Annotated in this window: 11 protein-coding genes; 9 read left to right on the plus strand and 2 right to left on the minus strand. The window is 72.9% G+C overall.

The genetic code is table 11. The annotated features are described in order from the left end of the window. Positions 1-48 precede the first annotated feature (48 nt). The 8 genes from ACIO3O_RS16440 (at position 49) to ACIO3O_RS16475 (ending at position 11,495) form a co-directional block, all read left to right on the plus strand. Positions 49-696 carry a hypothetical protein gene (locus tag ACIO3O_RS16440; protein WP_401745962.1) on the plus strand — a complete coding sequence of 216 codons (648 nt, stop codon included), beginning with the start codon at positions 49-51 and terminating at the stop codon, positions 694-696. Positions 697-860: 164 nt separating this feature from the next. After that, complete coding sequence (locus tag ACIO3O_RS16445; protein WP_401745964.1) at positions 861-1,094, plus strand: DUF397 domain-containing protein; 234 nt, start codon at positions 861-863, stop codon at positions 1,092-1,094. A gap of 503 nt (positions 1,095-1,597) precedes the next feature. Then, a complete protein-coding gene (locus ACIO3O_RS16450; RefSeq protein ID WP_401745967.1) occupies positions 1,598-5,134 on the plus strand; it encodes an SCO5717 family growth-regulating ATPase in 3,537 nt (1,178 codons plus the stop codon). Between the two features lie 298 nt (positions 5,135-5,432). After that, positions 5,433-7,340: an ABC transporter substrate-binding protein gene (locus ACIO3O_RS16455; RefSeq protein ID WP_401745970.1), complete on the plus strand. Its 1,908-nt coding sequence runs from the start codon at positions 5,433-5,435 to the stop codon at positions 7,338-7,340. 153 nt (positions 7,341-7,493) lie between these two features. Then, positions 7,494-8,573 (plus strand): ABC transporter permease, encoded by a 1,080-nt coding sequence (locus ACIO3O_RS16460; RefSeq protein ID WP_401745972.1) that lies wholly within the window; start codon positions 7,494-7,496, stop codon positions 8,571-8,573. Beyond that, entirely contained in the window at positions 8,570-9,493 is a 924-nt protein-coding gene (locus ACIO3O_RS16465) for an ABC transporter permease (RefSeq protein ID WP_401745974.1), read from the plus strand. Before ACIO3O_RS16460 ends, ACIO3O_RS16465 begins: the two co-directional genes overlap by 4 nt. Beyond that, on the plus strand, positions 9,490-10,482 hold the full coding sequence (locus ACIO3O_RS16470) for an ABC transporter ATP-binding protein (protein WP_401745976.1): 993 nt from the start codon (positions 9,490-9,492) through the stop codon (positions 10,480-10,482). Before ACIO3O_RS16465 ends, ACIO3O_RS16470 begins: the two co-directional genes overlap by 4 nt. Next, complete coding sequence (locus ACIO3O_RS16475) at positions 10,479-11,495, plus strand: oligopeptide/dipeptide ABC transporter ATP-binding protein (protein WP_401745978.1); 1,017 nt, start codon at positions 10,479-10,481, stop codon at positions 11,493-11,495. Before ACIO3O_RS16470 ends, ACIO3O_RS16475 begins: the two co-directional genes overlap by 4 nt. 92 nt (positions 11,496-11,587) lie before the next feature. On the opposite strand, the gene ACIO3O_RS16480 is transcribed toward ACIO3O_RS16475, so the two are convergent. Continuing rightward, positions 11,588-11,791: a CsbD family protein gene (locus ACIO3O_RS16480; RefSeq protein WP_401745980.1), complete on the minus strand. Its 204-nt coding sequence runs from the start codon at positions 11,789-11,791 to the stop codon at positions 11,588-11,590. A gap of 172 nt (positions 11,792-11,963) precedes the next feature. On the opposite strand from ACIO3O_RS16480, the gene ACIO3O_RS16485 reads away from it, so the two are divergent. Then, the gene (locus ACIO3O_RS16485; RefSeq protein WP_401745982.1) at positions 11,964-13,871 is read left to right on the plus strand and encodes a flavin monoamine oxidase family protein; all 1,908 of its coding nucleotides are present in this window, start codon (positions 11,964-11,966) and stop codon (positions 13,869-13,871) included. Between the two features lie 54 nt (positions 13,872-13,925). Here the strand turns inward: ACIO3O_RS16485 and ACIO3O_RS16490 are convergent, their stop codons facing one another. Continuing rightward, positions 13,926-14,879, minus strand: coding sequence for a bifunctional riboflavin kinase/FAD synthetase (locus ACIO3O_RS16490; RefSeq protein WP_401745984.1), 954 nt, complete (start codon positions 14,877-14,879; stop codon positions 13,926-13,928). Between the last annotated feature and the right edge of the window lie 37 nt (positions 14,880-14,916).

Below are 14,916 nucleotides of genomic sequence, written 5' to 3' on the forward strand. Positions count from 1 at the left end.
GACGGCGTGACGGTCGCGGGTGCAGGCGTGCCCGTCGGGGGTGACGGCGTGACGGTCGCGGGTGACGGCGTGCCCGTCGGCGGTGACGGCGTGCCCGTCGGGGTCGACGCGCACGGGCGGGCGCTGTTGCTCGGGGTGCATCGGCCCGTTCCGTACGACGTGGTGCTGATCGGCGGTGTGTGGACGGCGCAGGTGCTGGCGCTGCGGGCCGCGCGGGGCGGGGTGCGGGTCGTGGTCGAGACGGCGCGGGCCGGGCTGTGGGCGCAGGTCGCCGGGGCGGTCGGCGCGGAGGTGTGCGGCGTGGGGCGGGTTCCGGCTCCGGCGGCGGGTGAGGGGCGTCCGGCCCTGGTCGTACGGGACTGTGGGATGCGGCCGCCGCGGGGACGGGTGGTGCCCGCGCCCTGGCAGTCGGTGCTGACGCTGCTGCCGTACCTGAGTCCGGTGGCCCCCGGTCTCGTACGGCATGCGGGGCTCGTGGGGGTGCAGCGGGTGTCGCCGCAGGAGGCGGACCGCCTGGGGCGTCTGCTGGTGCTCTCCCCGGCGGAGCGCGAGGCCCTGCCGGGGCTGCCCGACGGGGTCACCCTGTGGTGTGCCGAGGAGGCCGAACACCAGTGGGTGACGACCGCCGCGGACCAGCCGGAGGCCGCCCTGCTCGGGCCGCCCCGCCGGATGGACCCTGCGGGGAACGGGGGTTGAGGAGGTGCAGGGTCGTCCTCGCGCCCGCCCCTCCCCGTACATGCCCTTGCACGAACCGGTCATTGGCGCAATCCCCCTCCCGACCATCGGGCACCATGGGCTTGGCAACGGCGTCCGGGAGGGCGTCGGTTGAGTCGAGTGGAAGTGACGAAGGGGACACCGGAATGGGAACTCAGCAGGAGAAGGACGAGCTCTACGCCCTCGACATTTCGGATGTGGAGTGGCTCGGCGCGCCCGGCACCGAGGATGCCGAGGAGCGGGTGGAGATCGCGTACCTGCCCGGCGGCGCGGTCGCGATGCGTTCGTCCACGGACCCCGAGACGGTGCTGCGGTACACCGAGGCCGAGTGGACGGCCTTCGTCCTGGGGGCGCGGGACGGGGAGTTCGACCTGACGTAGCCGGTGGGTGCGTGGAGGGGCGGGGCGGCATCCGTGGATTCGGGGCCGCCCCGTCGGCGTGGGGCATGCACGGGGACATGTACGGGGAAGGGTGCGGCGCTGCGTCATGACGCATGCCACAGGGGTCGACACCTGATTGTTGGGAAGGGGCACGGGGCGCGCGGGGGTGGGTCACCTTCCGTAGGGAGATGTCGAGTTGTGACCGTTTTGGTGGTCACGGTGTGGCGTCGTCGGGTCACTTGTGGGCGCCAAGTGGCTTCAGGGGTGCGGTTTGTGGGGTGAGCGGGCCTGCCGTACGGACAGGGGCGACGACTAGGCTGACGCACGGGCCCGGCAGGCGCACCCGTTCCGCATGCGTTCCGTACGCGCGGAGCGGGCCGCGGACAGGCCGTGCGCCCGTACGACGCAGGACACGGGGAAGCGCCGAGCGGATCGGACGACGGAAGCGGTCACCCCACCCACCACGCACGGCACCAGGGTGCTCGACCACAGCAGGAGGCAATGTGAACAGCGAGCGGGACGAGATCCGCGAGGGCTGGAACGTGCCCGTCAGCCCGCCCGTCGAGGAGTCGCCCGACGCGGAGGCCGACCGGGCCGACCGGACGGGCGAGTTCACCATCGACTACACCCCGCCCGCCTGGTACACGCAGAACGCGGGCTCGGACGTGGACTCGGGCTCGGGCACGGGCTCGGGCTCGGGCTCGGGCTCGGGCTCGGGCTCGGCGAATGCTGATGCGGATGCGTCGAGTGCGGACGCGGGTGCGGGTGCGGCGGCCGAGGCCTTCGGGGGCGGGGATCTGGAGAGTGGTGCGACCATGCGCTTCTCGCCCGCCGCCCTCAAGCGTGAACTCTCCGAGCTGGCGCCCGCCGAGGAGGCGGAGAAGGCCGCGGAGGACGGGTCCGGTGCCGGGGCCGATGATCCGGCCAGGGCCGATGGGTCAACTTCCGTGGGTGAAGCGGACGTTGACGGTCAGCCCGACCACGTCGGCTTGAGTGAGGCGTCGTCGCCCGGTTCGGAGCCCGAGGGCGATGCCGACTCCGGTGCCGAGGAGCCGCGCGACTCCGTGCCGAGCTCCTTCGCCGACGAGGACGACGACGCCCCGCGCGATTCCGTTCCGCACGGCTTCCTCTCCGACGACGCCGGTACGGATGACGCCGGGCGCGACAAGGAGTACGAGGCCGAGGACGATGCGCCGGAGGCCGTGGCCGGGGAAGCCGGGACGGGCACGCCGAACGGGCCGGACGTGCCGGAGGCCTCGGATGTTCCGGAGGACGGGATCACCGACGCCGTTCCCACCTCCGCCTCCGCCTCCGCCTCCGCCTCCACCTCCGCCGCCGACTCCGCCGCCGCCTCCGCTGACGAGCCGCAGGACACTCCGCCCTCCGGTGGTCCCGCCCTTCCGACCTGGACCCCGCCCGCCCCCGCGCAGGGCAGCAGCCTGCCGCCGCTTCCGCCGGCCTTCCGGCCCGCGGCGCCCACCACCGCCCCGCAGTGGCCCGCGCCCGCTCCGGCCCCGTCGTCGTCCGCCTGGCCGACGCCCGCGCCGTCGAGCGAGATGTCGGGGCAGCGGGCCCAGGTGTCGTCCGGCTTCCCGGAGGACGCGGCGGTGCCGCAGCAGGCGGGTTACGGGTACCCGCAGCCCGAGGCCGCCGATGCGGGTGCGCCGCAGCAGGGCGGGTTCCCCGCGCCGCAGCCCCCGGTGCCGGGTGCACCGCAGCCCTCCGCCGCACTGCCGCCGCAGGGCGGGCTCGCCGAGCTGCCGTTCGGCACGCAGCCTCCGCAGGGGGTGCCGGGCGAGGGGCCGACGCCGTTCCCGCAGGCGCCGGGTGCCCAGGTGGGCGGATACGGGTTCCCGCAGCCGGGGGCTCCCGCCCCGCAGGGCGGTGGTTACGGATTCCCGCACCCCGGCGCCGCCCCGGCCGCGACCACCCCGGCGGAAGCCAGCACCCCCGGTGCCCCCGGCCCCGTACCGCCGCCCGCACACCCCAGCACCCCCGAAGCCCCGCAGGGTAGTTACGGATTCCCGCACCCCGGCACCGCCCCGGCCGAGGCCGGCGCACCCAGCGCGCCCGGGTCCGTACCCCCGCCCGCACCGGAAGCCCCGCAGCCGCCCGCGCCGAGCGGGCCCCAGCCGCCGTTCGCCGTGCAGGCGGGCCCCGCGCCCAGTGCCCCCGAGGCACCCGGCGGATACGGCTTCCCGCAGCCGGGGCCCGCCACCCCCGCCCAGGGCGGGTACGGGTTCCCGCAGCCCGAGGCGGTCCCGGCACAGGCCCAGCCCCCGGCCCCGGCCCCGCAGGCCGCCCAGCCCCAGGCCCCCGTCGATCCCCGGACCGGTGCCGCCTGGCCTGTCGCGCCCGACCCGCGGCAGGCCGGGAACCCCGGTGCGCCCCTCGGGTACACCGCCGCCGTCGAGCTGTCCTCCGAGCGGCTCCTGCGCAACAACAAGCAGAAGCCCAAGAGCAGCCGCAACCCCTCCGCCGGGTCCCGCTTCAAGTTCGGCGGGAAGAAGGAGGAGGCCGAGCGGCTGCGCAAGCTGGAGCTGATCCGCACCCCGGTGCTCTCCTGCTACCGCATCGCGGTGATCTCCCTCAAGGGCGGCGTGGGCAAGACGACCACGACCACCGCGCTGGGCGCGACCCTCGCCACCGAGCGGCAGGACAAGATCCTCGCCATCGACGCCAACCCGGACGCCGGTACGCTCGGCCGCCGCGTGCGCCGCGAGACCGGGGCGACCATCCGCGACCTCGTCCAGGCGATCCCGTACCTCAACAGCTACATGGACATCCGGCGGTTCACCTCGCAGGCCCCCTCCGGCCTGGAGATCATCGCCAACGACGTCGACCCGGCGGTCTCCACGGCCTTCAACGACGAGGACTACCGGCGCGCGATCGACGTGCTGGGCAAGCAGTACCCGATCATCCTGACCGACTCCGGCACCGGTCTGCTCTACAGCGCGATGCGCGGAGTCCTGGACCTGGCCGACCAGTTGATCATCGTCTCGACGCCGTCCGTGGACGGTGCGAGCAGTGCGTCGACGACGCTGGACTGGCTGTCGGCGCACGGGTACGCGGAGCTGGTGCAGCGTTCGCTGACCGTCATCTCCGGGGTGCGCGAGACCGGCAAGATGGTCAAGGTCGACGACATCGTGCAGCACTTCGAGCAGCGCTGCCGGGGTGTGGTCGTGGTGCCGTTCGACGAGCACCTCGCGGCCGGTGCCGAGGTCGACCTCGACATGATGCGGCCCAAGACGCGGGACGCGTACTTCCACCTGTCGTCGCTGGTCGCCGAGGACTTCGTACGGGCACAGCAGGCGCAGGGGCTGTGGACGGCGGACGGAAACCCGCCGCCGCACCTGGCGCCGCCGATGCCGGGACAGCAGGTTCCGGGGCAGGGTCAGGGTCAGGTGCCGGGTGCGTACCAGCAGCCGTACGCCGTCCAGCCCGGGCAGCCCGGGCAGCCGCAGCCGGGGCAGCACTGGCAGCAGCCCCAGCCCCAGCCCCAGGCCGTCCCGGGCGAGCAGCCGGGTCAGCACCCGCAGGCTCCGCAGCCCCCGCAAGGCCTCCAGCCCGGTCAACAGCCGCCGATGTACGGCCAGTTCGCCCCGGACCAGCAGGCCCCGCAGCCCCTGCCCGGCCAGCAGGTCCCGCCGCAGCCCGCCCAGCCGTGGCAGCAGCCCCAGTCCCCCGGCGGCTGGCAGCAGCCCCCCGCGCCGGGCGCCCAGGCACCCGTACCGCAGGGTCAATTCCCGCAGCCGCAGCAGCAGTTCGCCGCACCGGGACAGCCGCAGCCGGGCGCGCAGCCCCTGCCCGGCCAGCAGCCCGCGCAGCCGGGGCAGCCCGGCCAGCCCGGCCAGCCCGGACACCCCGGCGCGCAGCCCCTCCCCCCGTATGCCGGACAGGGCCAGTTCCCGGCGCCGGGTCAGCCCCTCCCCCAACCCCTGCCGGGGCAGGCGCCCGCCCCCGGTGAGCAGCCGCAGTCCGACTCCCCGGAGAGCGGCCCCGGGTGGCCCCCGCAGCCGCCTTCGGCCCCTCAGCAGTAGGGCGTCAAGGGTCTAGACCAATAAGGGCCCGCAGTACGGTCGCACCACGGCCGCGCTGCGGGCCCTCCGCTTGTCCGCGACCCGGTGGATCCGCACCGCCCGATGGCCTATTCCCGCAGCCCACACGGCAATTGACACACCGTAGACAGGCCGTTGACACGTCCTGAACGCCGCTGGTAGACCTGCGCCACACCACTCCGCCGACCCAAGATCCACCGCCACCCGGGCACGTACCGGCACCCGGACCAGCACCCGTACCAGCAAGTGACGCGCACGTGACGACGCGAGGGCTCCCTCCATGGACACTCAGGGCACCACGACCGGCACCACCCCCCACTCCCCACCTCCGCACCCCGCCCGCCCCCTGGCCGCCCGTCGCCTCGCGGCGGCCGGGGCCGCCGTCTTCGCCCTGCTGGCCACGGCCGCGACCCCACTGGCCCCGGCGGCGGCAGCCCAGCCCCAGGCCCAACCGAAGGCGCAGACGCAGGCCAAGGCCGCCGACCGGACCCTCACCATCGCCGTCGCGCAGAGCGTGGACTCGCTCAGCCCGTTCCTGGCCACCAAGCTCGTCAGTACGAGCATTCACCGGCTCGTGTACGAGTACCTGACGAACTACGACGTCAAGGACGCCCACACGATCCCGGCGCTGGCCACCGCCTGGAAGTCCTCGCCGGACAAGCTGACGTGGACGTACACGATCCGCGACAACTCGACGTGGTCGGACGGGAAGCGGGCGACCGCCGAGGACGCCGCGTGGACCTTCAACAAGATGATGACGGACGAGGGTGCCGCCTCCGCGAACGGCAGCTTCACCGCCAACTTCAAGAAGGTCACCGCCCCCGACCCGAAGACCCTGGTCGTGGAGCTGAAGAAGCCGCAGGCCACGATGACGGCGCTGGACGTGCCGATCGTGCCCAAACACGTGTGGGAGAAGGTCGGCGACCTCTCGAAGTTCAACAACGACAAGCAGTTCCCGATCGTCGGGAACGGCCCGTACATCGTCACGGACTACAAGCCCGACCAGTACGTGAAGCTGAAGGCCAACAAGAGCTTCTGGCGGGGCGCGCCGAAGTTCGACGAGCTGACGCTGAAGTACTACAAGGACGGTGACGCGGCCGTCGCCGCACTGCGCCGGGGCGAGGTCGGCTTCGTGCAGGGCCTGACCCCCGCGCAGGCCGCCTCCCTGAAGTCCGAGTCGAACATCAAGGTCAACGACGCGCCGGGCCGCCGCTTCTTCGCGCTGGCGACCAACCCGGGCGCCCGCGACAAGACCGGGAAGAAGTTCGGCGACGGGAACCCGGCGCTGCTCGACCCGGCCGTGCGCAAGGCCCTGTTCCAGTCCGTCGACCGCAAGGCCCTGGTCGACAAGGTCTTCCAGGGGCACGCGGTGGAGGGCCAGGGCTACATCCCGCCGCGCTTCGCCGACTACCACTGGAAGCCGTCCGCCGAGCAGCAGATCGCGTACGACCCGGCCGCCGCCGCCAAGACCCTGGACGACGCCGGGTACAAGAAGAACGCGGACGGCAAGCGCCTCGGCAAGGACGGCAAGCCGCTCGACCTCCGCATCCTGTGCCACGCCACCGACCCCAACGACAAGGCGGTCGGCAAGTACCTCACCGAGTGGTGGGGCGCGTTGGGCATCGGGCTGAAGGTCGAGTGCCTGGACAGCGTCACCGACCGCTGGCTGGCCGGCGAGTACGACCTCGCCTTCGACGGCTACTCGGTCAACCCCGACCCCGACTACGTCCTGTCCATCCACACCTGCGCGGCGCTGCCCGCGACTCCCGACGCGTCCGGGCAGACCGACAACTTCATCTGCGACAAGCAGTTCGACGACCTCTACAACCAGCAGGCCGTCGAGTACGACAAGGCCAAGCGGGTGGACCTGGTCAAGCGGATGCAGTCGCGGCTGTACGACACCGGGTTCATGAACGTGATGGTGTACCCGAACGCGGTGGAGGCGTACCGGACGGACCAGATCAAGTCGATCAAGACGATGCCGGAGGCGGGCGGCAACATCTGGGGCCAGGACGGCTACTGGAGCTGGTGGTCGGCGGAGCCGACGGCTTCCGGTGACACGCCGGACCAGGACGCCGGGCCGTCACCCGCCGTGTGGATCATCATCGGGGTCGGCGCGCTGATGGTGCTCGTGATCACCCTGGTCGCCGTGCGGCGGCGGAGCGGCACGGCGGACGACCGCGAGTAGGGCCCGTACCGGACACCCCTCCCGCACCGTCCGAGCAGGGCCCGTACCGGACCCCCTCCCCCACCGTCACCGGCACCTCACCCCCACAGAACCGAGAGCGACCATGAACACGCACCTGGACACGTCCACACCCCCACCCGCGAGCGGCACCGCATGACCGCGGCGAGCACCCCCGCCGTGGTGCGGGAGCCCGGCGGCGGCCCGGTGAAGTCCGGGCCGTCGCGGGGCGTCCTGGCGCGCGCCGCGGCCGGGCCGAAGACCGCGTATCTGCTGTACGTGACGGGGAAGTTGGGCGGCGCGGCCGTCTCGCTCTTCGCCGTGCTCGTCACCAGCTTCTTCCTGTTCCGGATCATTCCGGGCGACCCGGTGAAGACCATGACGCGCAACCGCGCGGTGTCGCCGGAGCAACTGGCCGTGCTGCGCAGGCAGTTCGGCCTGGACGCGCCGGTGTGGCAGCAGTTCACCGACTACTGCGGCAAGGCGCTCACCGGCGACCTCGGGATCTCGTACCAATTCCACGCGCCCGTGGGCGAGTTGATCGCGGAGAGGTTCCCGGCGACGCTGCTGCTGACGGGTGTCGCCGTGGTGATCTACTCGGCGGTCGGACTGTGGCTGGGCACCCGGTCGGCGTGGCGGCACGGCCGGCTGGGCGACAAGCTGAACACGGGGGTCGCGCTGACGCTGTGGTCGGTGCCGTCGTTCTGGCTGGGGCTGCTGCTGATCATCGTGTTCTCGGTGGGGATCGGGCCGATTCCGGGCCTGTTCCCGACCGGCGGCATGGAGTCGGGGTCCGAGACGGGCTTCGGGCACGTGCTGGACGTGGCGCACCACATGGTGCTGCCGGTGCTGACCCTCGTCGCGGTCGGGTACGCGCAGACGCTGCTGGTGATGCGGTCCTCGCTGCTGGACGAGATGGGCAGCGACTACCTGACGACGGCACGGGCGAAGGGGCTGCGGGACGCACTCGTGCGCCGCAGGCACGCCGTGCCGAACGCCCTGCTGCCGACCGTCACGATGGTGTTCATCAACCTGGGGCACGTGGCGGCGGGGTCGATCCTGGTGGAGTCGGTGTTCTCCTGGCCGGGGCTCGGCGGGCTCTTCTACCAGGCGATCCCGGTGCCCGATCTGCCGTTGATCCAGGGGCTGTTCGTGGTGTTCGCGGGGGCGATGATCCTGATGAACCTGCTGGCCGACCTCCTCTATCCGTTGCTCGATCCCCGGGTGGGCCGATGACGACGTCCGCATCCACCCCCTCGCCCAAGGGCACGGCCCGCTCCCTCACCTGGGAGCGCCGCCGCACGTCCGTCGCCCGCTTCTGGCGGCAGTACCGGTCGCACCGGGCGGGCCTGTACGGGCTGGGGGCGCTGCTGCTGATCGCCGCCCTGGCGCTGGCCGCGCCGCTGCTGGTGGGCGGTGACGTGCAGAACGTCACCGACGCGCCCGGCACGGCCCTGGAGTCCCCCAGCTCGCGCTTCCCGCTCGGCACCGACCAGTACGGGCGTCCGCTGCTCGGGCTGCTGCTGTACGGGGCGCGGATCTCGCTGGCCGTGGGCCTGATGGCGGCGGCCCTCTCGGTCGCCATCGGCACGCTGGTCGGCATCCTCGCCGGGCACTTCGGCGGCTGGTTCGCGACCGTCGTCATGCGGATCACCGACTGGTTCCTGGTGATGCCCGCGCTGGTCCTGGCGATCGTGCTGGCGACGGTGCTCTCGCAGAGCGTGTGGACGGTGGTCCTGGCGATCGGGGTGACGTCCTGGCCGACCACCGCCCGTCTCGTACGGGCCCAGACGCTCGCCGTGGAGTCCCGGCCGTACATCGAACGCGCCCAGGCGCTGGGCGGCGGCCACGGTCACATCATGGCCCGGCACGTGCTGCCCAACGTCATGCCGCTGGTCCTCGCGCAGACCACCCTCCTGATCTCCTCGGCGATCCTCACCGAGGCCACCCTCGCCTTCCTGGGCCTGGGCGACCCGACCGTCGTCTCGTGGGGCGGCATGCTCCAGGAGGCGCGGGAGACGGGCGCGGTGTCGTCGGGCCACTGGTGGTACCTGGCCCCGCCCGGCCTGGCCATCGCGGTCGTCGCACTCGCCTTCACCCTGTGCGGGCGCGCCGTGGAGTCCGTACTCAACCCGAAGCTGGGGACGAGCCGTTGAGCACCACACCTGCACCTGTCCTGGAACTCCGCAACCTCCATGTCCGGTACGGGGCGGACGTGCACGCCGTCCGGGGCGTGGACCTCACGCTCGCCGCGGGGCAGAAGCTGGGCGTGGCGGGCGAATCGGGCTGCGGGAAGTCCACCCTCGCGCTGGCCCTGCTGCGTCTGCTGCCCGCATCCGCGCACCTGACCGGGGAGATCCTCCTCGACGGGGAGGACGTGCTGACGATGAAGTGGGGCCGTCTGCGGGCGGTGCGCTGGGCGGGGGCCTCGATCGTCTTCCAGGGGGCGATGCACTCCCTGAACGCCGTGCACCGCATCGGCGACCAGATCGCCGAGCCGCTCCTGATCCACGGCCGGGCCACCCCGGCCGCCGCCCGCACCCGCGCGGCGGCCCTCCTCGAACAGGTCGGCCTCCCCGCCGCCCGTGCCGACGCCTACCCGCACGAGCTCTCCGGCGGCCAGCGCCAGCGCGTGATGATCGCGATGTCCCTGGCCTGCGACCCGCACCTGATCGTCGCGGACGAGCCGACCACCGCGCTGGACGTGATGATCCAGGCCCAGATCCTGCGCCTGATCGAGCAGTTGGTGGCCGACCAGAACATCTCCCTCCTCATGATCAGCCACGACCTGGCGGTCCTCGCCGACACCTGCGACCGCCTCGCGGTGATGTACGCGGGCCGGGTGGTCGAGGAGGGCCCGGCCGCGTCGGTCCACACCTCCGCCCACCACCCGTACGCGCAGGCCCTGTCCGCCGCCTTCCCCCGCATCGGCGACCCGGCCTCCCGCCGGGCCCCGCGCGGTCTGCCCGGCGACCCGCCGGACCCGGCCCGCCTCCCCTCGGGCTGCACCTTCCACCCCCGCTGCCCGGTGGCCCTGGCCTCCTGCGCGGAGGAGGACCAGCCCTTGCGGGAGGCCGCCGCCCAGCACCGGGCGGCGTGCGTCCACGTCTCGTCCGCGACCCCCCAGGGAGCTTCCGCCTCATGAGCACCACCGACGTCGCCCTTCTCGCCGCCCGGGGCCTGCACGTCACCTTCCCCGGGCGGCGCGGCGCGCCCCCCGCGCAGGCGGTCGACGGGGTCGATCTGGAGGTCGCCCCCGGTGAGATCGTCGCGCTCGTCGGTGAGTCGGGCTGCGGCAAGACCACCCTGGCCAGGACCCTGCTGGGGCTGGTGCGGCCCACCGCGGGGGAGGTCGGCTTCGGCGGGGAGGCGCTGGACTACCGGGCACGCGCCCTGAAGGCGTACCGCAAGCGCGTGCAGCTCGTCCTCCAGGACCCCAGCGGCTCCCTCAACCCCCGGCACACGGTGTACGACGCGGTCGCCGAGGGCCTGCGCATCCACGGGTACGCGGGCGACGAGCGCGAGGCCGTCGCCGAGGCCCTCTCCCGGGCCGGCCTGCGTCCGCCCGAGCGCTTCTTCCTGCGCTACCCGCACGAGCTCTCGGGCGGGCAGCGCCAGCGCGTCGTCATCGCCGGGGCGCTGGTCCTGGGCCCCGAACTCATCGTCGCCGACGAACCGGTGGCCTCCCTGGACGCCTCCGTACGGGGCGAGATCCTGGCCCTGCTGCTCAGGCTGCGCGACGAACTGGGCCTGTCCGCCCTGGTGGTGACGCACGACCTCGGGCTGGCCTGGAACATCGCGGACCGGGTGGCGGTCATGTACCTGGGCCGGATCGTGGAGACCGGCCCGGTCGAAGACGTACTGACACACCCTCAGCACCCGTACACCCAGGCCCTGTTGTCCGTCCTCCCCGAGGCGGACGGCGAACCCGTCGTGCTGAGCGGCGAACCCCCCGACCCCTCCCGCATCCCGTCCGGCTGCCGCTTCCACGCCCGCTGCCAGATCCTCGCCTCGGGCCGGGCGGAGACGTCGGGCGTCGCCGACAAGTGCCGTACGGAACCGCTTCCGGTGCTGCCCGCCCACGCGGAGGGGGCACAGGTGGCGTGCCACTGGGCGGCGGTCCGGCGGGTCCCGGCGCCAGGGGGGCCGCAGGAGTAGGGCCCCGGTGCACACACCGGGGCCCTCTCCCGCCCGTCACAGCGGCACGGCGTCAACACGTCACGGCGTCAACGCGGCACAGCGGCACGGTGTCAGGCGTCGTCCTTCTTGTTGCCGGTGAGGGAGTCCTTGATCCCCTCGACCTTGTCCTTGACCTTGTTGCCCAGTTCCTCGGCCTTCGCCTTGAGCTGGTCGGTCTGGCCCTCGGACTCCAGCCGGTCGTTGCCGGTGGCCTTGCCGCCCATTTCCTTGGCCTTGCCCTTGAGCTTGTCGAAAGTGCTTTCGGCGTCGGTCACGGTCTCGCCTTTCCCAGGGGTACGGGGATGTGGATCGCCCACCACGTTGCCGCAGGTGTCCCGGGGCCGCACGCGGAGCCGGATGCCCCCCGTTGGGCGATACGGGTGAACGAGCACACCCGTCCGTGTGTGCGCCGCCGCCAGCGGACCCCGGCCCCCGAACGTATGAATCATGAACACACCACCTTCTCGGCGTACGGTCATGGCGGCCACCGGCACCGCCGCCCTCGCCGCGAGCCTCGCCCTGCCCTCCCGCTCCGGCGCCCTCCCCACCGCCGTCGCCGCGAGCCCGCCCGCCGCGGCCCCCGCCCCCCGCGAGGTCTGCCGGGCCGTGGCCCGCGCCGTCCTCGTCCTGGACCGGGACAATCAGCCCCTGGTACCGCGCTACACCCGCATCCTGCTCGGTGACGGCCTGCCCCGCAGCCGCCGTGCCCCCAAGAAGGTGCTGGTCGTCGGCGCGGGCCCGGCCGGGATGGCCGCCGCGCACCTGCTGAAGCAGGCGGGGCACAAGGTGACGGTGATCGAGGCCAACGGCAACCGGGTCGGCGGCCGGATCAAGACCTTCCGGGCGGGCGGCCACGAGCAGGCGGAGCCGCCCTTCGCCGACCCGAAGCAGTACGCCGAGGCGGGCGCGATGCGCATCCCCGCCAGTCACCCCTTGGCCACCGGGCTGATGGACGCCCTCGGCCTGAAGCGCCGTCGCTTCCACCTCACCGATGTGGACGCCGCCGGCAAGCCGGCCCTGCACACCTGGATCTGCGCCAACGGCGTCCGGGTGCGCCGGGCCGACTACCGGCGCGACCCGCGCCCGCTCAACCGCTCCTTCGGCGTCCCCGCCGCGTTCGAGGACAGGACCGCCTCGGACATCCTGCGCTCCGCGCTCGCGCCCGTCCGCGCGCTGATCGACGGAAAGAGCGGCGAGGCACTGGTGGAGGGCTGGGCGACGGTCGTCGAGACGTACGGCAACCACTCCATGAACCGCTACCTGACCGAGCAGGCGAAGCTGGACGAGGCCACGATCGACCTGATCGGCACCGTCGAGAACCTCACCTCCCGGCTCAACCTCGGCTTTGTGCACAGCTTCCTGTCCGCGGCCCTCATCAGCCCGGACACCGCTTTCTACGAGCTCCCGGGCGGCACGGCGACCTTCGCCGACGCGCTCTACGAGAAGGTGAAGGACGTCGTGCGGCTGGACCGGCGGGCGGTGCGCGTCGAGCACGGCGAGCGCGGGGTGAGCGTGCACACCGTCTCCGAGGGCCGGGGCGGCGCGGACGTCGAGCAGGAGACCTTCCACGGCGACGAAGTGATCCTGACCGTCCCCTTCAGCGGTCTGCGCCACGTCACCTTCACGCCCGCCCTCTCCTACGGCAAGCGGCGCGCGGTCACCGAGGTGCACTACGACTCGGCGACCAAGGTGCTCCTCGAATTCTCCCGCCGCTGGTGGGAGTTCGAGGAGCAGGACTGGAAGCGGGAGCTGGAGGCGGTCCGGCCGGGCCTGTACGCGGAGTACCGGCGGGGCAGGGCTCCCGCCGACGGGTCGCTCCTGGGCGCCCACTCCTCCGTACCGAAGGGGCACGTCTCCCCGGGGCAGCGGGCGCACTACGCTGCGCACCGGGCGAGCATGCACGAGCAGCCACAGGCGGCGCACCTGCGGGGCGGCGGGTCGGTGACCGACAACGCCAACCGGTTCATGTTCCAGCCCTCCCACCCGGTCCCCGGCAGCGACGGCGGGGTGCTGCTCGCCTCCTACAGCTGGTCCGACGACGCGCTGAAGTGGGACTGCTTCGACGACGAGGAGCGTTACCCGCGCGCGCTGGGCGGGGTGCAGGACGTGTACGGGCAGCGGATCGAGGTGTTCTACACGGGCGTCGGCAAGACCCAGTCCTGGATGCGCGACCCGTATGCGTACGGGGAGGCGTCCGTGCTCCTGCCCGGCCAGCACACGGAGCTCTTCCCCGACATCCCCGCCGCCGAGGGCCGCCTGCACTTCGCGGGCTGCCACACCTCGATCAAGCCCGCCTGGATCGAGGGGGCGCTGGAGTCGGCGGTGCGGGTGGCACTGGAGGTGCACACGGGCTAGGGGGTACCAGAAGGGGCCCGCCGGAATCTTCCGGCGGGCCCCTTCTGGTATCCGCTACTTCGCGTCCGCGTCCGCCGTCAGCGACCGCGCCTGCTTCACGTCGTCGGCGATGGCCTCCAGCAGCCCGTCCAGCGACTCGAACTTCGCCATGCCGCGCACGTACGCCAGGAACTCGACGGCCACGTGCATCCCGTACAGGTCCAGGCCGACCCGGTCGATGGCGTACGCCTCCACCGTCCGCTTCTTGCCCTCGAACTGCGGGTTGGTGCCGACCGAGATCGCGGCGGGCATCCGCTCGCCGTCGGCGGTCAGCCAGCCCGCGTACACGCCGTCGGCGGGGATCGCGGTGTGCGGCAGCGTCTCGACGTTCGCCGTCGGGTAGCCCAGTTCGCGGCCGCGCTGCTCGCCGCGCACCACGACGCCCTCGACGGCGTGCGGGCGGCCCAGGATCTCGGCGGCCCCGGCCACGTCGCCCTCGGCGACCAGGCGACGGGTCAGCGTGGAGGAAAACGGCTCGCCGCCGCCCGCCGCACCGCTGACGAACAGGTCGATGACCTCGACGCCGTAGTCGTACGTGGGACCCAGCTCGGCCAGGAACTCCACGTTCCCGGCGGCCTTGTGCCCGAACCGGAAGTTGGGACCCTCCACGACGAGCCGCGCGTGCAACTTGTCGACCAGCACCTTCACCACGAAGTCGGCGGGGCTGAGCTTCGAGAACTCGGCCGTGAAGGGCAGGATCAGCAGCGCGTCGACGCCCAGTTCCGCCATCAGTTCCGCGCGCCGGTGGTGCGGGGCCAGCAGCGGCGGGTGGCTGCCCGGCCGCACGACCTCGCTCGGGTGCGGGTCGAACGTCACGACGACCGACTGCACGCCCAGCTCGCGGGCGCGCTCGACGGTCCGCCCGATGATCAGCTGGTGCCCGCGGTGCACGCCGTCGTAGGAGCCGATGGTGACGACGCTGCGTCCCCAGTCCTGGGGAATGTCCTCCAAGCCGCGCCAGCGCTGCACTGTGACCGCTCCTTGTGTACGTCTGGGTACGTGGTGG

The organism is Streptomyces sp. NPDC087440 (assembly GCF_044744005.1).
Lineage (GTDB): Bacteria > Actinomycetota > Actinomycetes > Streptomycetales > Streptomycetaceae > Streptomyces.